This is a genomic window from Streptomyces sp. NBC_00328, from assembly GCF_036139655.1.
Classification (GTDB): domain Bacteria; phylum Actinomycetota; class Actinomycetes; order Streptomycetales; family Streptomycetaceae; genus Streptomyces.
The window spans coordinates 4,968,563-4,987,627 of record NZ_CP108013.1 but is presented as its reverse complement, the minus strand read 5'-3'; the positions used below and the strand labels follow the sequence as shown (position 1 = coordinate 4,987,627).

The 19,065-nt window shown below is 72.5% G+C and carries 12 protein-coding genes, 1 tRNA gene and 1 pseudogene; 10 read left to right on the top strand and 4 right to left on the bottom strand.

Annotated elements, in window-relative coordinates:
• Positions 1-142 precede the first annotated feature (142 nt).
• Positions 143-1,624, top strand: coding sequence for a S1C family serine protease (locus OG485_RS21805; RefSeq protein WP_328670129.1), 1,482 nt, complete (start codon positions 143-145; stop codon positions 1,622-1,624).
• A 158-nt stretch (positions 1,625-1,782) separates the two neighbouring features.
• Here OG485_RS21805 and OG485_RS21800 read toward each other — a convergent pair whose 3' ends face one another.
• Positions 1,783-2,637 carry a DUF2637 domain-containing protein gene (locus OG485_RS21800; RefSeq protein WP_328670127.1) on the bottom strand — a complete coding sequence of 285 codons (855 nt, stop codon included), beginning with the start codon at positions 2,635-2,637 and terminating at the stop codon, positions 1,783-1,785.
• A 431-nt stretch (positions 2,638-3,068) separates the two neighbouring features.
• Here OG485_RS21800 and OG485_RS21795 point away from each other — a divergent pair.
• A tRNA-Ser gene (locus tag OG485_RS21795) sits at positions 3,069-3,153 on the top strand.
• Between the two features lie 349 nt (positions 3,154-3,502).
• On the opposite strand, the gene OG485_RS21790 is transcribed toward OG485_RS21795, so the two are convergent.
• Both OG485_RS21790 and OG485_RS21785 read right to left on the bottom strand, forming a co-directional pair.
• Complete coding sequence (locus OG485_RS21790; RefSeq protein WP_328670125.1) at positions 3,503-4,780, bottom strand: hypothetical protein; 1,278 nt, start codon at positions 4,778-4,780, stop codon at positions 3,503-3,505.
• 377 nt (positions 4,781-5,157) lie between these two features.
• Positions 5,158-6,048 (bottom strand): bifunctional DNA primase/polymerase, encoded by an 891-nt coding sequence (locus OG485_RS21785; protein ID WP_328670124.1) that lies wholly within the window; start codon positions 6,046-6,048, stop codon positions 5,158-5,160.
• A 371-nt stretch (positions 6,049-6,419) separates the two neighbouring features.
• Between OG485_RS21785 and OG485_RS21780 the strand changes: the two genes are divergently transcribed.
• From OG485_RS21780 to OG485_RS21745, 8 genes and pseudogenes are all read left to right on the top strand, one after another.
• Positions 6,420-6,728 (top strand): hypothetical protein, encoded by a 309-nt coding sequence (locus OG485_RS21780; RefSeq protein ID WP_328670121.1) that lies wholly within the window; start codon positions 6,420-6,422, stop codon positions 6,726-6,728.
• Positions 6,729-7,025: 297 nt separating this feature from the next.
• Positions 7,026-8,219 carry an acyl-CoA dehydrogenase family protein gene (locus tag OG485_RS21775; RefSeq protein WP_328670119.1) on the top strand — a complete coding sequence of 398 codons (1,194 nt, stop codon included), beginning with the start codon at positions 7,026-7,028 and terminating at the stop codon, positions 8,217-8,219.
• A 95-nt stretch (positions 8,220-8,314) separates the two neighbouring features.
• Positions 8,315-9,379, top strand: coding sequence for a bifunctional MaoC family dehydratase N-terminal/OB-fold nucleic acid binding domain-containing protein (locus OG485_RS21770; protein WP_328674586.1), 1,065 nt, complete (start codon positions 8,315-8,317; stop codon positions 9,377-9,379).
• Position 9,380: 1 nt separating this feature from the next.
• On the top strand, positions 9,381-10,439 hold the full coding sequence (locus OG485_RS21765) for an acyl-CoA dehydrogenase family protein (RefSeq protein WP_328670117.1): 1,059 nt from the start codon (positions 9,381-9,383) through the stop codon (positions 10,437-10,439).
• Positions 10,436-10,822: pseudogene (locus OG485_RS21760) on the top strand (acyl dehydratase); the annotation flags it as partial. The gene OG485_RS21765 and the pseudogene OG485_RS21760, both read left to right, overlap by 4 nt.
• 125 nt (positions 10,823-10,947) lie before the next feature.
• On the top strand, positions 10,948-12,114 hold the full coding sequence (locus OG485_RS21755; protein ID WP_328670115.1) for a lipid-transfer protein: 1,167 nt from the start codon (positions 10,948-10,950) through the stop codon (positions 12,112-12,114).
• 313 nt (positions 12,115-12,427) lie between these two features.
• Complete coding sequence (locus OG485_RS21750) at positions 12,428-13,021, top strand: SigE family RNA polymerase sigma factor (RefSeq protein WP_328670113.1); 594 nt, start codon at positions 12,428-12,430, stop codon at positions 13,019-13,021.
• Between the two features lie 112 nt (positions 13,022-13,133).
• Positions 13,134-14,777 (top strand): long-chain fatty acid--CoA ligase, encoded by a 1,644-nt coding sequence (locus tag OG485_RS21745; protein ID WP_328674585.1) that lies wholly within the window; start codon positions 13,134-13,136, stop codon positions 14,775-14,777.
• A 116-nt stretch (positions 14,778-14,893) separates the two neighbouring features.
• Here OG485_RS21745 and OG485_RS21740 read toward each other — a convergent pair whose 3' ends face one another.
• On the bottom strand, positions 14,894-18,991 hold the full coding sequence (locus tag OG485_RS21740) for a hybrid sensor histidine kinase/response regulator (protein WP_328670111.1): 4,098 nt from the start codon (positions 18,989-18,991) through the stop codon (positions 14,894-14,896).
• Between the last annotated feature and the right edge of the window lie 74 nt (positions 18,992-19,065).

Below are 19,065 nucleotides of genomic sequence, written 5' to 3'. Positions count from 1 at the left end.
ATGGTGCCCTGACGCCCTGTGGGAAAAGCTGACGGCGTACAAAAGCACATGCACAGCTGAATCGCGCCGGGCCATCGACAAGCGTGAGTGGGCGTGACCGAGTGCGACCGAGAACAACAGCCGTGGATCGAGGAGAAGAGCTGTGAGCACCGAGAACGAGGGCAACGCAGTACCCCCGGCCCCGTCCGCACCTCCCGTGCCGGTGGAAACTCCCGCTGCTTCCGCGCAGGGCGCCTCGCACGCGGGGGGCGCGCCGACCGCTCCGATCCCCGCGGTGCCCGGCGCACCGGAGCACGCGTCGGCGCCCGTGGGCATGCCGGCGTACGCGTCGGACGGAGCCGGACAGGGGGCCGACCCTTACGGACAGGCTCCGACCCAGGGGTCCGCCCCCGAAGCGGGCTGGCCGCCTCCGCCGCCCGCCACACCTTCGTACGCCGACGGCGGCGGCTCGGGTGCCGGCGGCTGGGGTTCCTCCTACCAGCAGCCCGCGCCGAAGCCGAGGAACGGCCGCGGCGGTCTGGTCGCCGCGGTTCTGGTGGCCGCGTTGGTCGCCGGCGGTGTCGGCGGCGGCATCGGCTACTCGCTGGCCAAGAACGACGACAACTCCACCGACTCGACGACGGTCTCCGCCCCGAGCAGCAGTGGTGAGGTCAAGCGCGCCTCGGGCACCGTCGCGAACGTGGCCGCCGGCGCGCTGCCGAGCACCGTCACCATCGAGGCCCAGAGCACCAACGGCGAGGGCGGCACCGGCACGGGCTTCGTCTTCGACAAGCAGGGTCACATCCTGACCAACAACCACGTCGTGGCGGACGCGGTCGACGGCGGCAAGCTCACCGCCACCTTCCCGAGCGGCAAGAAGTACGACGCCGAGGTGGTCGGCCACGCGCAGGGGTACGACGTCGCGGTCATCAAGCTGAAGAACGCGCCCTCGGACCTGAAGCCGCTCGTCCTCGGCGACTCCGACAAGGTGGCCGTCGGCGACTCCACGATCGCGATCGGCGCGCCCTTCGGGCTCTCCAACACGGTGACCACGGGCATCATCAGCGCCAAGAACCGTCCGGTCGCCTCCAGCGACGGCAGCGCCAGCAGCAAGTCCTCCTACATGAGCGCCCTCCAGACGGACGCCTCGATCAACCCGGGCAACTCCGGCGGCCCCCTGCTCGACGCCTCGGGCGCGGTGATCGGCATCAACTCGGCGATCCAGTCGTCGAGCAGCGGAGGTCTCGGCGGCTCCGGCCAGTCCGGTTCCATCGGCCTGGGCTTCGCGATCCCGGTCAACCAGGCCAAGTACGTGGCCCAGCAGCTGATCCAGTCGGGCAAGCCGGTGTACGCGAAGATCGGCGCGTCCGTCTCCCTGGACGAGGGCACGGGGGGCGCGAAGATCACCGAGCAGGGCGCGAGCGGCGCCTCGGCGGTCGAGTCCGGCGGTCCGGCCGCCAAGGCGGGCCTCAAGCCCGGCGATGTCATCACCAAGCTCGACGGCATGGTGGTCGACAGCGGTCCGACCCTCATCGGCGCGATCTGGACCCACAAGCCCGGCGACACCGTCAAGCTCACGTACACGCGCGACGGCAAGACCCACACGGTCGACGTCACCCTCGGTTCCCGTGAGGGCGACAGCTGACCCTCGGCTCTTGTCCCGGATCGGGTAGATCCACGGGTCGGTCGGTCAGCGGCTCGGTAGGTCGATAGACGTACAGGCCGGAAGGGGTGTCTCTCACGAGAGACACCCCTTCCGCGTGCCGGCTTCCCCGCCACGGCCGGGAAGACCCCTGCGGTGGATCAAGCGCGCGGTGTCTTTGCCGCCGCCGGACCCTTCTTGCCTTCGACGCGCTCCGAGGACGCAGCCGGGCAGGGGCGCTGCCGATGGCGGGACACGGTCTGGCGCGGCGGCCGGGTCAGCGTGATCTGACGGATCAGCTGCTGGAAGCAGGTCAACGACGCCAGGGCGGGTACCACGGCGGTGGCCACACCGGTGATCGACTGGTGGGCGTCGGCCACGCAGAACATCATCGCGACGGACGAGAACAGCAGGACGACGTACCACGAGTGCACGGCCCGGCGCTGGTGCAGGGCGGCTCTCAGAATGGAGAGCGAGGCCACCATCCAGGGGCCGTAGACCAGAAGGGGCCACCAAGGCCCCGTGCCGCTCTGCGCGTTGGACGCGATGTGCTGCAGAGGGGTGTAGGCCACCATGCCGCTGAACACGCTCACCATCGACACGGTGACGGCGGTGAGTGCGGCGATCACGAAGCTGACGGTCTGCAGCCAGTTGCGGCGGTTGCGGACGCGTACCTTGCGGTGCCCGGCAGTTGAGCGCCGGATGGGCGGCAACTCGGCGGTGATCTGAACCAGGTTGTCCATCGGGTCGTCGGTGAACTCGCCGGTGAACTCGCCCGTGAACTCGCCGGTGAACTCGTCCGCGTACGCCGGTTCGCTGCGCGGGGACGGCACGGTGACGTCCTGCTCCGCCGCCGCGGCGTCCTGGAGGAGGTAGGTGAGTTCCTCGACGGGGTCCCAGCCCTGTTCGTTCAGGGCGGTCGCGGGGTCGCCGTACGGGCTGGCCTGCGTATCGGTGGGGTATCCGGGATTCTGTCCGTACCGGGCGAAGGACAGATGCGGGTAGTCGTCATTCACGGATTTTCGTCCCGGTCACGTGAGCGCGGTCGCGGCCGGAGTGTCCCCGGCCGTTCCACCGCTGGTCGATTTCCGCTGGAATCGCATGTCGCCCGGCCGGTACCGCGCGGGCCGAGGCCGGACCCTCCGCCGCCGCTCCAGAGCCGGCCGGAACGAGAGATCTCGCTTTTGCCATATTCCGCTAACGCGGCTCCCCTGCCTTCAGGTGTGCGGCAATCGAGTGAGCGCGTGGCGGCGGAAGTATTCACCAAAGCGGCTTTTCGTCCACGGGGCCGGTGCCTTCCGGCGCGTCGACGGACGGGCCCCGACGGCACCCGGCCGGTGGCGCCCGCGAGCCGGATCGGCGCTGGTGGATCCGTCGCGGACCATGCCTCCGCGACACGCTCGCAGCCGGGTACGCTGTACCCGCTCCATCCGCCAGGGCGGAGCGGGGTGGGTTGCCCGAGCGGCCTAAGGGAACGGTCTTGAAAACCGTCGTGGCGCGAGTCACCGTGGGTTCAAATCCCACACCCACCGCAGTTCATGGGTGTACATGGCCGGACGGGGTGCCTCTCGCTGAGGGGCACCCCGTCCGTATGAGGCTTGTCCCTCGTCGATCAGGCTCCGTCATGGTGTCGATCGGTGGTGTGCCCCGAAGCCCGGCACGAGTTCTGTCCCAGGCCTCTGTCCCAGGCCTCTGTCCCAGGACCTTCAAGGAGCACGCCGCTCCTTGTGCCGGGCGCCGCGACGGGAGGCCGGCACGGCCGGGGTGCCGGGGGAGCCGTCATCCGTTCCCGTGGGCGGGCCGGGTCTGACGGAACCGAAGAGAACGGCCCGGATCGTGACGGCCGTGACAGGCAGCCCGTGCCCGGCCGCCGTATGCGGGTCAGGAGCGCTCGCGGGCAGCCGGGTTGTTCAGGCAGAGCGCGATGTTCCGGACCGCGGCGGTGAGTTCCTCGATCACCCTGGCCGCCTGCTCCGCGTTGTGGAAGTCCGGACGCCCTGCCAGAGACAGGCCCAGTTCCTGCGCCGCCTGGAGGGCTGCCCCGGCGCTCTCGGCAGGAGCGGGAGGCGGAGCGGCGGCGGGCGCGGACGCCTCGGCCGGGGGAGGGGACCCCGGTGCGGCGGACCGGACCGGCACGGTCGGGTTCGCCGTGGGCACGCCGGAAGCCGCGGAGGTTGGCTGGTGCGTCGGCTCAGGAACGGCGGGTGCCGACGGGCCGGCCGGCATTGCGCCGGTCTCCGGCTCCCTCCGGTACCTGTCGAACGGGGGGTGGAAGGTGCCGGAGCCGCTGACCGGGGAGGCATGTGCCTCCGCTTCCGGCAGGGACGGCAGAACCGGTGAGGACTGTGCGGCGTATGGGCCATGGGAGATCTGCTGGACGTGCGGGATCAGGTCCGGCGCGCGACGCGTCCGGGGCAGCAGGAAGTGTTCGAAACCAGGGAACGCCAAGGTGGCGGCGTGCGTGGAGGCGCGGGGGCTGTACTGGGCCTGCCACTGCATGCGGTAGCAGTCGACCTGATCGGCGCAGGCGGTGCGGGTGTGGAAGACCGCGGTGTTCTCTCCCAGGTCCGGGTACCAGAGGTTCGGACCCGGGAAGTGCACGGTTCGTCCCCGGGGCTTGATCTGCTCGGCGCACCCCATGCAGCAGCCCTCCGGCACCATGAGCGGGATGCCGCCGCTCTGCTCCGGCCGGCGGGGACCGCCCTCCCAGCGGTACTCCCCGTGGTGGCAGGGCGGCAGCTCGCCGCAGGCGCGGCAGACGGCGTAGTGCTCCGGGAGGACCTGCCAGTCGTGGCTGGCGGGAGCGCACCAGTGCTTCGGCGCGGATCGGGGCAAGTTCTCGCTGCGCAGAACCAGGACCACTGGGCGCTTGTAGAACTTGGCGCGCTCGGGGGCCGGTTTGACCGCTTGGTTGTTGGCCCGCCGCAGTTCGTTGGCGTGCCACCACAGCTCCACGTGTTCGCCCCATGCCTTCTCATAGGACTCCGGCCACCAGTCGCCCGCGTAGTCGTTGATCTCCAGGATCCGCCAGGCCTGCCGGTCGAGTACCACAATGGAGCCGGCCCGCAACCGCAGGTGTGTTGTGTCGTCGCCCTCGTCCGGCCAGTCGTGCCGACCGATGCGGGTGGGTTGGCCTGGGAGCCATCTGCGAACCTGCATGCCACGCTCCTCGGCAGCGAAACTTCAAAGTTTCAAATGGGGCAGTTGACGACATTCTGAACAATCGAGACGTTTGCTTCGGTGTAGACACGCACACGCTGTTGACTCATGAGGACCGGAAACGTGTTCCGTGTCATCACTTCTTTCCGGAAACGCCGTTGTCACCGGGCGTTTTCGCCACTCGGGCCGTCACCGGACCAGGCCCCTTCGCAGCTCCAGGCCAGTGACCCCATACCCGGCCGTCAGGTTCCGACGCTCACCCGTACGTGTGGTGAAACTTGGTTTGCGGCACCCCGTACGTGTGCATCGTCCCGCCGCGCCGACGGGGCCGTCACCCGTGCCGCCCGTCACCCGGCGACGTGGGCGACGGCGTCGCTTCAGTGCCGCCGGGACGAAGGAGCCGTCATCCGTGCCGCGGAGGCGATCGTCGAGCGGGCCTCTCGTTCGGTGAGGCCCGTGCGGACGGCGGCCTGGACGAGCGGGGCGATCAGCTGGGGGCCGATGCCGTTCTCGTAGGCGCGGCAGGCGGCCCAGAAGAGGCGGGTGTTGCGCTGGCCGTCGTGGGCGGCGAGGACGAACTGGACCAGTCCCTGGCCCTGTCGCTCGCTCGCAGAGGGCGTGGAGGGTGTGGGGTGGTGCGCGCGGGCCGCGGGCGGAGGCAGGAGCAGGCGCAGGAGTTCGGGCGGGCAGGGCGCGGGTGCGAGCCGGGAAGTGCCGGGAGCCGTCCCGTACACGCCGTGTTCGGTGCGTGAGCCGGGGCCGACGAGGTAGCCGCCGGCGCCGCGGATGTCGATGCCGGGGGCGAGCCTGCTCGCCGAGTTCGGGACGACGACGTCCGGCGGTCCGCTCAGCCACAGATGGCGGCCGCCGCTGGGAGTCAGGACGACGACCGTGTCCGGGATCGTGAAGAGATGGCGCAGGGCCAGTTCGCGCAGGGCTGTCGAGGAGTCGGTGTCGGACTTGGTGTCGAGGTCGACGCCGATGAGGTGGTGCGGGTGCAGCCCGCAGGCGATTCCGTAGCCGGTGGCCCAGGGAGCGGCGGCGAAGAGCTCGCGGATGCGCCGGGGCTCGGTCGAGGCGTCGTACACGCCGTGCCCGAAGCGGCCGCATTCGCCGTGGCACGGGTGGGGGTCGGGGTCGTCGCGATGGGGGGAGCGCAGGGCCGGGAGCTTCGTACGGGACAGCGGGATCACCGCGAGCCCGCGCTCGGCTGCGGACAGGGCGTGGGCCAGGGCCAGAGTGGTGGCCCGCCGGTCGATGGTGGCCATGCATCCATAATCGTACGAGTGTTCGAGAAAGGGAAGGGCTCTCCGGGCTCGCGGGGGAGCCGGGCGGGTGAAGGGCGAGATCGGCCGAAAAGGTGCCGGAACGCTTCCGCTGCCGCGGGACTTGGGCTCAACGGACGGCAGTGGTCTGAGCTGGGACTTTGTGGGCGTGAAGGGGGTTTATCGACATGTCATCACGCTTGAGGGGGAATCGCGGCTTCCGGTGTGGTTCGCCGGGGATGCGCTGGGCAACTCTGGACTCGCGACGTCGTGGACAACACCGGGGCGGTCGGCCGACCGCCCCGGAACAAGCCATATTTCCCGTACTCCCCGGCCCACCGCCGGTGCGTACGACCGCTTCTGGAGGAACTCGCATGGCAAGCATCCGTACCGCTCGCGTTCTCGCCGCCGTCGCGGCCCTGCCGCTGACCGCCGCCCTCTTCTCCGGGGTCGCGGCGGCCGACAACGGCTCCATCGCGGACACCGGGTCGAATGCCGGAGTGGCGACCGCCGGCGGCAGCGGGGCCGGGCGTGACAACAGCGGCAACTCGTCGGCCACCCAACAACAGGCGGTCGGCTCGGGAGCCTCGAATCGGAGCAGTACCGCCCAAGTGAACGGTTCCGCGTTCACAGCCTTCAACCAGGGCAACGCGAACGTCGTGGTCAACTTCGTCAGGCTCTGACGGGCGGGGGCCGATCGGTTTCCGTCGGCCGGGGGGCTTCTTCGGGGGGAGGGTCCTGGGGGTGGGGTCCTGGGGGTGGGGCTCTGGGGGTGGGGCGCTGTGGGGGTGGGGGTTTCACGATGTCTGCGCGACGGTGCTTCGGCGCCGTCGCGCAGACGTGTTCGGGGGTGTCACGGGAGTGCCCCGGCCCGGCGGCGCGCGGCTCGTCCGGGGCGGTGCCCGTGACCTTGACAGGCAACGGTATCTGACGGACAGTCAGAAAACCTTGTTCGTACGAGGTCCGGGAGGGCCGCCGCCGTGCACCTCGCCCCCACCGAGCGCCAGCAGCGGCTGCGCGCCGAACTCCGCACGTACTTCCGGGATCTGATGCCGGACGGACCGCCGCCGGCCGACGACCCCGCCCGGCAGCGGGCGCTGCTGCGCCGCATCGGAGCCGACGGTCTGCTCGGGCTCGGCTGGCCGGTCGCGTACGGCGGGCAGGGGCGCGGAGCGGACGAGCAGTTCGTCTTCTTCGACGAGGCCTACCGGGCCGGCGCTCCCGTCTCGATGGTCACGCTGAACACCGTCGGACCGACCCTCATGAAGTACGGCAGCGAGGAGCAGAAGGAGTACTTCCTGCCGCGCATCCTGAAGGGCGACCTCGTCTTCGCCATCGGGTACTCGGAACCGTCGGCCGGTACGGACCTCGCCTCGCTGCGCACCCGCGCCGTCCGGGAGGCCGGGGAAGCCGGGGAGAGGGGCGCCGGAGGAGGGTTCTGGCGGATCGACGGGCAGAAGATCTTCACGTCTAACGCCCAGAACGCCGACTGGATCTGGCTCGCCTGCCGGACCGACCCGGACGCGCCCCGGCACCGGGGCATCTCGATCCTGCTCGTCCCGACCGGCGCCCCCGGTTTCTCGTGGACACCGATCGAGACCGTGGGCGGCCAGATCACCACGGCGACCTACTACGACGGGATCCGCGTCCCGGCCGGGAACCTGGTCGGCGAGGAGAACGCCGGCTGGGGGCTCATCACCAGCCAGCTCAACCACGAGCGGGTCGCCCTCGCCGCGATCGGCATGCAGGCCGAGGACTTCTACGCGGCCGCGCTGGATGCGGCCCGTACCCCTGATCCGGTGAGCGGGCATCGCGCGGCCGACGAGCCGTGGGTGCGTTCCCAGCTCGCCGAGGTGCACGCGCGGCTCGCGGCGTCCCGCCTGCTCAACTGGCGTCTGGTGGGGGATGTGGGAGCCGGAGGTCCGGCGCCCGGGGACGCGAGCGGCGTGAAGGTCATGGGAACCGAGTCCGCGGTCGCGGTGTACCGGATGTGCCAGCACATCGTGGGACCCGGGGCGCTGGTCCGCTCCGGTTCGCCGGGGGCGTTCGGGGGCGGCGAACTGGAGCGGATGAACAGGGCGGCGCAGATCAACACGTTCGGGGGCGGGGTGAGCGAGGTGCAGCGGGAGATCGTCGCGACGATGCGGCTCGGCATGAGGCGGGGACGGCGGTGAGCGGCCGGGGGACGGGCGGGGAGCGCTCCGCGGTGCGTGACGACGGCCTCGCGCCCGACGGTGCGGTGCGGGAGGGGGCGGGGCCCGGCGGTGGGGTGCGGGAGGGGGCGGGGCCCGATGGTTCCGCGGGTGGCGGGGACGAGCTGTCGGAGCGTCTGAAGAAATACCAGGGGCGCGCGGCCACCGTCGGGGGTGTCGGCCGGGACCTGGTGAACGCGCCGATGATCCGGCACTGGTGCGAGGCCATGGGCGACACCAACCCGGCCTACGAGGGGCCGGACGCGGTGGCCCCGCCCACCATGCTCCAGGCGTGGACGATGAGCGGCCTCTCCGGGCACGCCGACCGCCCCGGCCGCTCCGGGACCTACGACGAGCTGTTCGGCCTGCTCGACGGCGCCGGGTACACCTCGGTGGTCGCCACCGACTGCGAACAGGAGTATCTGCGTCCGTTGCGCCCCGGGGACGAGATCACCTTCGACTCGATGATCGAGTCGGTGTCCGGGCGCAAGACGACCAAGCTGGGTACCGGGTACTTCGTCACGACGAGGATGGACATCCGGGCGGGCGGCGAGCTCGCCGGGACGCACAGGTTCCGCATCCTCAAGTACGCTCCGGCGCACCGGAGTCCGAAGAGTACGGAGGCGGCTCCGGGTTCATCGGGCAGCGCGCGGACGAAGAGCGCCGAGCCGAGGAGCGTCGAGCCGAAGAGCTCCGAGGCAAAGAGCGCCGGGCCGACGAGCAGGCGTCCGCGGCCGGTGATCAACCGGGACAACGCCGGTTTCTGGGAGGGCGTCGGGCGGCACCGGCTGCTGATCCAGCGCTGCACGGCCTGCGGGACGCCGAGATTCCCGTGGCTGCCGGGGTGCGGGGCGTGCGGCTGCCCGGACTGGGACACGGTCGAGTCGGGCGGCGAGGGGACCGTGTACTCGTACGTCGTCATGCACCATCCGCCGTTCCCGGCCTTCGACCCTCCCTACGCCGTCGCTCTGGTCGAGCTCGCCGAGGGCGTGCGGATCGTGAGCAACGTGGTGGGCGTGCCGTACGACGAGGTGCGGATCGGGATGCCGGTGCGGCTCGCGTTCCGGCGCTACGACGAGGACGTGGAGCTACCGGTCTTCCGGGCCGCCGCTTCCGTCGGCCGCTCGGGCGAGGGGAACTGACATGGACTTCACCCCCACCGAGGAGCAGGCCGCCGCAGCGGACCTGGCCGCGCGGATCTTCGGCGACCACTCCACCCACGAACGGCTCGCCGCGGCCGGGACGGGCAGCGACGCCGGACTGTGGAAGGAGCTGTGCGCCGCCGGGCTGGTGGGGGCGGTGGCGGACACCGGGCTCCTCGGGCTCGTACTGCTGCTGGAGGAGCAGGGGCGCACCACGGCGCAGGTACCGTTCGCCGCGAGCTGTGTGTACGGACTGCTCGCGGTGACGGCACACGGTTCGCCGGAGCAGCGCGAGCGGCTGCTGCCGGGCATCGCCGACGGGACGGTGGTGGTGGCCGGGGCGATATCGGGCGCGGGCACGCTGTCCGTCTCCCCGCCGGCTTCCTCGTCCCTCTCCACGTCCGGGAAGCTGACCGGCGTCCTTCCCGCCGTGCCGTGGCTGCGCGACGCCACCCATGTCCTCGTCGCCGACGACCTGCGCCGGCTCTGGCTGGTCCGCACCGCGGAGGCGGCGGCGAGCGAGCCGGTCGAACTGACGGCGCCCTGGTCGGCGGGGCGGCTGACGCTGGACGGGGCGCCGGGGGAGGCGCTGGGCTCCGCGGGCGCGTACGGCGATCTGCTGGCCACGGCCCGTACCGCCTTCGCCGGGCTCCAGGCCGGGGTGTGCGCGGGTTCGCTGGCGCGGGCGGTGGAGCACACGAACACGCGCGAGCAGTTCGGGCAGCCGCTCGCCGCCCGCCAGGGAGTCCAACTGCGCGCCGCCGACGCGCACATGGACACCGAGGCGATCCGGGTGACGGCGTACGAGGCGGCATGGCGGCGCGACGAGGGGCGGCCGTACGCGACGCACGCCCTCACGGCCGCCTGGTGGGCCTCCGAGGCGGGCCGGCGGGTGGTGCACACGGGCCAGCATCTGCACGGCGGGGCGGGCGCCGATCTCGCGCACCCCGTGCACCGGCACTTCCTGTGGGGCCGGCAGCTGGACGCGTATCTGGGCTGTGGGGGCGAACTGCTGCAGGAGCTCGGGGAGTTGATCGTGAACGGGGAGGCGGAGACATGAGGGTGGGCGACGTACTGGCGCCGCTGGAGATCGGGATCACCCGCACGCTGATCGTGGCCGGGGCGATCGCCTCACGGGACTACCAGGACGTGCATCACGACGCGGACCTGGCACGGGCGAAGGGATCGCCGGACATCTTCATGAACATCCTGACGACCAACGGCCTGGTCGGACGGTATGTGACCGATCACTTCGGCCCGGCCGCCGTGCTGCGCAGGGTGGCGATACGGCTGGGCGCCCCCAACCATCCGGGAGACACCATGGTGCTGACCGGCTCCGTCGAGGAGGTGGACGGTGACACGGCGACGGTGAGGATCCTCGGCGCCAACGGCATCGGCCGGCACGTCATGGGCACGGTGACGGTGACCGTCCCGGAGTCCGCTTCTGCTCCCAGTGCGGAGCCCGTGGCCGTCCCGGAGTCCGCTTCTGCTCCCGATGAGGAGCCCCTGGCCGCCCCGGCGTCCGCCGTTCCCGATCCCGCCGAGGCGCCGTCCGCGGGCGGTGCCGAATGAGCGTGCGCAAGCGGGACGGCCTCGGCGGGCGGGCGGCGATCGTCGGCATCGGGGCCACCGAGTTCTCCAAGGACTCGGGGCGCAGTGAGCTGCGGCTGGCGGTGGACGCGGTGCGCGCCGCGCTCGACGACGCGGGGCTGACGCCGGGGGACGTGGACGGGATGGTGACGTTCACGATGGACACCAGCCCGGAGATCACCGTCGCGCAGGCGGCCGGGATCGGGGAGCTGTCCTTCTTCTCGCGCGTCCACTACGGCGGCGGGGCGGCCTGCGCGACCGTCCAGCAGGCGGCGCTCGCGGTCGCCACCGGCGTGGCCGAGGTCGTGGTCTGCTACCGGGCGTTCAACGAGCGGTCGGGCCGCAGGTTCGGTTCGGGCGTGCAGCGGCGGGAGCCGTCGGCGGAGGGCGCGGCGCTGGGCTGGGCCCTGCCGTTCGGGCTGCTCACCCCGGCCTCCTGGGTGGCGATGGCGGCCCAGCGGTATCTGCACACGTACGGGCTGACCCCCGAGGCGTTCGGCCATGTCGCGGTGGTGGACCGGAAGTACGCGGCGACGAACCCGGCCGCGTACTTCCACGGCAGACCGATCACACTCGCCGAGCACGCGGCCTCGCGCTGGATCGTGGAGCCGCTGCGGCTGCTGGACTGCTGCCAGGAGACCGACGGGGGCCAGGCGCTGGTGGTCACCTCCGTGGAACGGGCCCGCGATCTGCCGCGGTCCCCGGCGGTGATCACGGCCGCCGCCCAGGGCGCGGGCCGGGCGCAGGAGCAGATGACCAGCTTCTACCGGGACGACCTGACCGGGCTTCCGGAGATGGGCGTGGTGGCCCGTCAGCTGTGGCGGACGGCGGGCATGGGTCCGGCGGACATCGACGTGGGAATCCTGTACGACCACTTCACGCCGTTCGTGCTGATGCAGCTGGAGGAGTTCGGCTTCTGCGAGCCGGGTGAGGCCGTGGACTTCGTCGCCGAGGAGAGGCTGCCCCTGAACACGCACGGGGGCCAGCTCGGGGAGGCGTATCTGCACGGGATGAACGGGATAGCGGAGGGCGTACGGCAGCTGCGGGGCACGTCCGTGAACCAGATACCGGGCGCCGGCCGGGTGCTGGTGACCGCGGGGACCGGGGTTCCGACGTCGGGCCTGATCCTCGGCGCCGACGGCTGAGACCGCCGCCACCACGAATCACCCGCACCCGGCGACGCGCGGGAGGGGCCGTGCCGGTACATCGATGCCCGTCGCCACCGACGCTCACGCCTCACCCGACGGCGACGGGCTGATGCACCGGCACGGTCCCGACCCACCACCGGACGGGAAGCGCGACGGGCGGCCGTCTCTCAGGGGCGAACCCTCAGAGGGGGTGACCCGCTTGTCCACCTTCAGGAGGTGAGGCCGGCCCCGGTTCTACAACCTGAGGCGGACATGGCTCCGGGACCTGCGGCCGATCCGCCGGACGAGGGCGCGAACCTAGCGTGGAGGCATGACCACACTCGTCTGCACGAGCGCCTCGAACGCCGCCACCAGGGCGGCACGGACCCTTTCGTACCCGTCGTTCTCGTCGTACGTGAAGGCGCGGCAGCCGGTGCTGCTGCGTACCGCCCGGGCGCTCACCGCGAACCCGAGCGACGCGGAGGACCTGCTGCAGACGGCCCTGACGAAGACGTACGTCGCCTGGGACCGGATCGAGGACCACCGGGCCCTGGACGGATATGTGCGGCGCGCCCTGCTGAACACGCGGACGTCGCAGTGGCGCAAGCGCAAGGTCGACGAGTTCGCCTGCGAGGAGCTGCCGGAGCCGGAGGGGCTCCCCGCCCCCGACCCCGCCGAGCAGCAGGCGCTGCACGACGCGATGTGGCGGGCGATCACCAAGCTGCCGGCGCGGCAGCGGGCGATGGTGGTGCTGCGCTACTACGAGGACCTGAGCGAGGCCCAGACGGCGGAGGTCCTCGGGGTCTCCGTCGGCACGGTCAAGTCGGCGGTCTCCCGTGCCCTGGGCAAACTGCGCGAGGACCCCGAGCTGATCCCCGTTCGCCAGGAAGGCCCCCGTCCGGTGTCCGAGCGGGCCCTGCGCTGATCGATCATTCCTGGGCCTAGTGACATACCACGCGGTATGTGCGCAGAATCAGCGCAACCCATTACTACCGCGTAGGCAATGTCGCCCCCGGGAGGACGCCGTGCTGAGCACGATGCAGGACGTACCGCTGACTGTGACCCGCATTCTGGAGCACGGGGCTCTGGTGCACGGAGAGTCGCAGATCACGACCTGGACGGGCGAGGGCGAACCGCACCGCCGCAGCTTCCGTGAGGCCGGCCGGCGCGCGAACCAGCTCGCCCACGCCCTGCGCGACGACCTCGGGGTGACGGGCGACGAGCGCGTCGCGACCCTGATGTGGAACAACGCCGAGCACGTCGAGGCGTACTACGCGATCCCCTCCATGGGCGCCGTGCTGCACACCCTGAACCTCCGCCTCCCGGCCGAGCAGCTCGTCTTCATCGTCAACCACGCCGCCGACCGCGTGGTCATCGCCAACGGTTCGCTGCTCCCGCTGCTCGCGCCGCTCCTCCCCCATCTGCCGACGGTCCAGCACGTGGTGGTCTCGGGTCCCGGTGACCGTTCCCTGCTCGACGGGGCGAGCGCGCGGGTGCACGAGTACGAGGAGCTGCTCGCCGGGAAGCCGACGGCCTACGACTGGCCGGAGATCGACGAGCGGCAGGCCGCGGCCATGTGTTACACCTCCGGAACCACCGGGGACCCCAAGGGAGTCGTGTACTCCCACCGTTCGATCTACCTGCACTCCATGCAGGTGAACATGGCCCAGTCGATGGGGCTCACCGACCACGACACCACCCTCGTCGTGGTCCCCCAGTTCCACGTCAACGCCTGGGGTCTGCCGCACGCGACCTTCATGTCCGGCATCAACATGCTGATGCCGGACCGCTTCCTCCAGCCCGCGCCGCTCGCCGAGATGATCGAGAGCGAGCGGCCGACGCACGCCGCCGCCGTCCCGACCATCTGGCAGGGCCTGCTCGCCGAGCTGACCGCCAAGCCCCGGGACGTCTCCTCCCTCACGCAGGTGACGATCGGCGGCTCGGCCTGCCCGCCCTCGCTCATGACCGCCTTCGACGATCTGGGCATGCGTGTCTGCCACGCCTGGGGCATGACCGAGACCTCGCCCCTCGGCACCATCGCCCGCCCGCCGGCCCACGCCGAGGGCACGGACGAGGAGTTCGCGTACCGCCTCACCCAGGGCCGTTTCCCGGCGGGCGTCGAGGCCCGCCTCACCGGCCCCGGCGGCGAACGGCTCCCGTGGGACGGCGAGTCCGCCGGCGAGCTGGAGGTCCGCGGTCCGTGGATCGCCGGTGCCTACTACGGCGGCGACGGCGCGGAACCGCTGCGCCCCGCCGACAAGTTCAGCGAGGACGGCTGGCTCAAGACCGGTGACGTCGGCACGATCAGCGCCGACGGCTTCCTGACCCTCACCGACCGCGCCAAGGACGTCATCAAGTCGGGCGGCGAGTGGATCTCCTCGGTCGACCTGGAGAACGCCCTCATGTCCCACCCGGACGTGACCGAGGCCGCGGTCGTGGCCGTCCCCGACGAGAAGTGGGGCGAGCGGCCGCTGGCCACCGTCGTCCTGAGGGAGGGTTCCGCCGCCGACTTCGAGACGCTGCGTGCCTTCCTCGCCGACGAGGGCAAGATCGCCAGGTGGCAGCTCCCCGAGCGCTGGTCGATCGTCGAGGCCGTCCCGAAGACGAGCGTCGGCAAGTTCGACAAGAAGGTGATCCGCAAGAGGTACGCCGAGGGCAGCCTGGACGTGACCAAGCTCTGACCCGGATGACCTGACCTGAACACACAGGCCGGGCGGGGAGTCCTGGGACTCCCCGCCCGGCCTGCGCGTGTTTCACGGTCGTACGGCGCGGGGCCCTACGGCGCGGTCGTACGGCACTAGTTGGTACCGATGCGGGCCAGGAGGTCGACGATCCGGTCCTGGACCTCGTCGCTCGTCGAGCGCTCGGCGAGGAACAGCACCGACTCCCCCGCGGCCAGCCGCGGCAGCTCGGACGCGTCGACGGCGGCGGTGTAGACGACGAGCGGCGTGCGGTTCAACTGCCCGTTCGCACGCAGCCAGTCGACGATTCCGGCCTGTCGGCGCCGTACCTGCATCAGGTCCATCACCACGAGGTTCGGCCGCATCTGCGCGGCCAGGGTGACCGCGTCCTCGTCCGTCGAGGCGCGCGCGACCTGCATCCCGCGCCGCTCCAGCGTCGCCGTCAGCGCGAGCGCGATCTCCGCGTGCTCCTCGATGAGCAGGACCCGCGGCGGGTGCTGCTCGGAATCGCGCGGCGCCAGCGCCTTCAGGAGTACGGCGGGGTCGGCGCCGTACGCCGCCTCGCGCGTCGCCTGTCCGAGTCCGGCCGTCACCAGGACGGGCACCTCGGCCGCGACGGCGGCCTGGCGCAGCGACTGGAGCGCCGTGCGGGTGATCGGGCCGGTCAGCGGGTCGACGAACAGCGCGGCGGGGAACGCGGCGATCTGCGCGTCGACCTCCTCGCGCGAGTTCACGATGACCGGCCGGTAGCCGCGGTCGGTCAGCGCCTGCTGGGTGCCGGCGTCGGGCGCCGGCCACACGAGCAGCCGCCGCGGGTTGTCGAGCGGCTCCGGGGGCAGTTCGTCGTCCACGGGGCGCGGCTGCGGCTGGTCGGCGACCTCGACGGCGCCGCCGGGACCGTCGAGCGGCTCGGGGCCCTCGGCGGCGTTCTCGTCCGGCGCTCCTATGGCGTAGGACCGTCCGGCGCCCTCGGTGGTGCCGGGCCGCCGGGGTCCGGCCTGCGGAAGAGCGCGCGCGGCTGTCTCCGGGCGTTCGGCGGCGGGCTCGGGCGGCGTACCGAGCTTGCGGCGGCGGCCCCCGCTGTTCGTCCCGTGCGGGGGAGTCGGGGCCTGGACGCCGCCGCCCGGCTGGGCCGCCGCGACCTGACGGGCGAACGGAACGCCCTGGCCGAGCGTGCGCACGCTTATGGCACGGCCCTGCGTCGAGTTGGGGTCGGCCGGGGCGGACGCGGGCGTCGCTTCGGCGGGCAGCGGCTGGGCGACCCGCGCGGCCGGGCGCTCCGGGGGGAGCGGGGCGGGGGCCGCCGCCGGGAGCGCGGGCTGCGCACCGGCACCGGTGGTGTTGTTCGCGTCGGGCCAGGGCTGGGCCACCGGAGCGGGCGCCGGCATCGCGGCCGCAGGGGCGGAACCCGGCTGCGCGGCGACGGCGGGCAGGCCGGGGGGAACCGGCCGCCCGGCGGTGGCGGGGACCGGGACGCCCTGAGCGGGAAGTCCCTGTGCCGGGACCGCCTGCCCGAGCGCGGGCACCGGCTGTCCGGGAAGCCCCTGCGCCGGGACCGCCTGCGCGGGTGCCCCGGGCGCCGCCTCGGGAGCCGGTTCCGCGACCTGACGGGCACGGCGGCGGCCCGTCGGGGCGGAGACCGGGTGCGGCTGCGGCGGGGTGTGATCGTCGTCGGGGTCGTGCCGCATCGCGTCGTGGCGGCCGTCGGGCTGCTGGGCCAGCGCGACCTGGGCCTGCACCTGGTCCTGTGCGGCCTGGGCCACCTGCGCCCGCTCCGCCTGGACCTGGGCGGCCTGGGCCTCGGCGGCCTGAACCTGCGCGGCCTGCGCCTGGGCCTCGGCCCGGACGTACTCCGGCGAACGGTCCGCCTCCGCCGGCGGCAGCGCGAACACCGCACGGGCGCCCGTCTCCTGCGCGGCGGCGCGCTCGGCCGCCGCGGCCAGCGCACGGCGGCGCCGCCCGGTCGGCCGGCCCGCCTCGTCGACGGTGCCGTCGTCGTCGGGACCGCCGTCCGGAGCCGTCGCGACGGGTGCCGCCGGCAGCGCGTTCTGCTCACCGTCCCGGCGCGCGCGCCGTCCGGAGGGCACCGGTACCGGCACCCCTTGCGGAGGCACCGTCCCGCCCAGCCCGGATCCCACGGCCGCGGTGCCCGAGCCGTGCTCGCCCGCCATCACGACCGCGCCCTCGGACACCCCGGCGGGCGTGCCCTCGGCCGGGCCGTCCGTGCCCTCGACGGAGCTGGGCCGGCCGCGGCGTCGTCCGGTGCCGCCGGAGGTGTCCTCGGTGCCGTCGCCCGGCTGCTCCTGCCCGGGAACGGCCAGCTCGCCGGCCGCCTGCTCCTCCGCCGCACGGCGGCGACGGCGTCCGGTGGGAGCGGTCGCGCCGGCCGCCTCGACGGCCTGCGGTCCGGTCTCCCCCGACTCCTCGCTCTCCAGGAAGGCGTCCGTGGAGGCACGCCGGGCCCGCCGCCGGCCACCGCTCTGCTGCGGGGCCTGCTCGGGAAGGGCGATCTCGGCGCCGACCGCCACACCGGTGCCGGGCGGGACCGCGCCCGCCCCGCCGCCGATGGGCACCTCCAGGACGTAGGCGCTGCCGCTCATGCCGGGCACCTCGTGCGTCTGGAGCACACCGCCGTGCGCGCGCACGATCCCGCGCACGATCGGCTCGTGCACCGGGTCTCCCCCGGCGTACGGCCCGCGTACCTCGATACGGACGACTTCGCCGCGCTGCGCCGCCGCCACGACGACCGTGTTGTCCATGTAACCGCCCGCCGACACCGGCGCGTTGCCGGTCGCGTCGACGCCCGCGACGTCCGCGACGAGGTGGGCGAGGGCGCGCGCGAGACGCTGCGGGTCGACCTCGGCCTCGATGGGCGGCGCGTGCACGGCGAACTGCACGCGTCCGGGCCCGATCAGATCGACGGCACCCTCGACACCCGCCGCGACCACGGCGTCCAGCATCACGTTCGTACGGAAGATCGTCTCGATGCCCGCGTCCAGCCGCTGGTAGCCGAGGACGTTGTCGACGAGCGTCGTGATCCGCGAGTAGCCGGCCGCGAGGTGGTGGAGCACCTGGTTGGCCTCCGGCCACAGCTGCCCCGCGTCGTCGGCGGCGAGCTTGGCGAGTTCGCCGCGCAGTTGGTCGAGGGGGCCGCGCAGGGAGTGGCCGAGGACGGCGAGCAGCTGCTCGTGCCGGGCGGCCAGTGCCTCGTAGCGGTCCTTCTCCCGCTCGCCGAGCGACGCGTACCGCTCTTCGCCGGCGGCGAGTTCCTCCTCGTGCCCCTCGGTCAGCTCGGTGAGTTCGGCGGTGTGCCGCTCGCGCAGCTTCGCCAGCTCGGCGGTGTGCTCCTCGACGAGCTGTTCCAGCTCCTCGGCGTGCCGGGTGGCGGCGGTTTCCTTCTCCTCGACCAGGGTGTCGTACGGGCGCCGGTCGGTGAAGGTCATGACGGCACCGACGAGCTGGTCCCCGTCGCGCACCGGAGAGGTCGTCAGGTCGACCGGGACCTTGTCCCCGGACTTCGACCACAGCACCTGCCCGCGCACCCGGTGCTTGCGCCCGGAGCGCAGCGTGTCGGCGAGCGGTGACTCCTCGAAGGGGAAGGCCTCGCCGTCCGCCCGCGAGTGCAGGATCAGTTCGTGCAGGTCCTTGCCGCCGAGGTCGCTGGCCCGGTATCCGAGGATCTGGGCGGCGGCGGGGTTGACGAGAACGACCCGCCCCTCGGTGTCCGTCCCGACGACACCCTCGGCCGCCGCGCGCAGGATCATCTCGGTCTGGCGCTGCGAACGCGCGAGCTCGGCCTCGGTGTCGACGGTGCCCGAAAGATCGCGTACGACGAGCATCAGCAGCTCGTCGGGGGTGGGGCCGTAGTTGTCGTAGGCCTGCTGGCCGCTCTCCAGATTCGCGCTGGTGACCTCGACCGGGAACTCCGAGCCGTCGGTCCGCCGCGCGGTCATCCGGGTCGGCTTGGTGCGCCCGCGCTCGTCGGTCGAGTCGGGGCGCCGCATGGAGCCGGGGATCAGCCGGGAGTCGAACTCGGGAAGCAGATCGAGCAGCCCGCGGCCCACCAGAGCGGTGCCCGGGGTCTCGAAGGCCTCCAGGGCGATCGTATTGGCGTTGACGACGGTCCCGTTGGCGTTGACCAGGACCAGCGCATCGGGCAGCGCGTCCAGTATGGCTGCGAGGCGAGCAGCGCCTCGGGATGGCCTGCTGCTCACGAGACGCTTCCTCCCTGTTACCGCACCTTGCCGACCGCGGATGCCATCTTGCCAACCGGCCCGCAGCGTGTCAC

Coding starts and splice junctions, on each gene's coding strand:
- OG485_RS21790 (WP_328670125.1), bottom strand. CDS start 4,780: ATGCAGGTTCGCAGATGGCTCCCAGGCCAACCCACCCGCATCGGTCGG.
- OG485_RS21785 (WP_328670124.1), bottom strand. CDS start 6,048: ATGGCCACCATCGACCGGCGGGCCACCACTCTGGCCCTGGCCCACGCC.
- OG485_RS21780 (WP_328670121.1), top strand. CDS start 6,420: ATGGCAAGCATCCGTACCGCTCGCGTTCTCGCCGCCGTCGCGGCCCTG.
- OG485_RS21765 (WP_328670117.1), top strand. CDS start 9,381: ATGGACTTCACCCCCACCGAGGAGCAGGCCGCCGCAGCGGACCTGGCC.
- OG485_RS21755 (WP_328670115.1), top strand. CDS start 10,948: ATGAGCGTGCGCAAGCGGGACGGCCTCGGCGGGCGGGCGGCGATCGTC.
- OG485_RS21750 (WP_328670113.1), top strand. CDS start 12,428: ATGACCACACTCGTCTGCACGAGCGCCTCGAACGCCGCCACCAGGGCG.
- OG485_RS21745 (WP_328674585.1), top strand. CDS start 13,134: ATGCAGGACGTACCGCTGACTGTGACCCGCATTCTGGAGCACGGGGCT.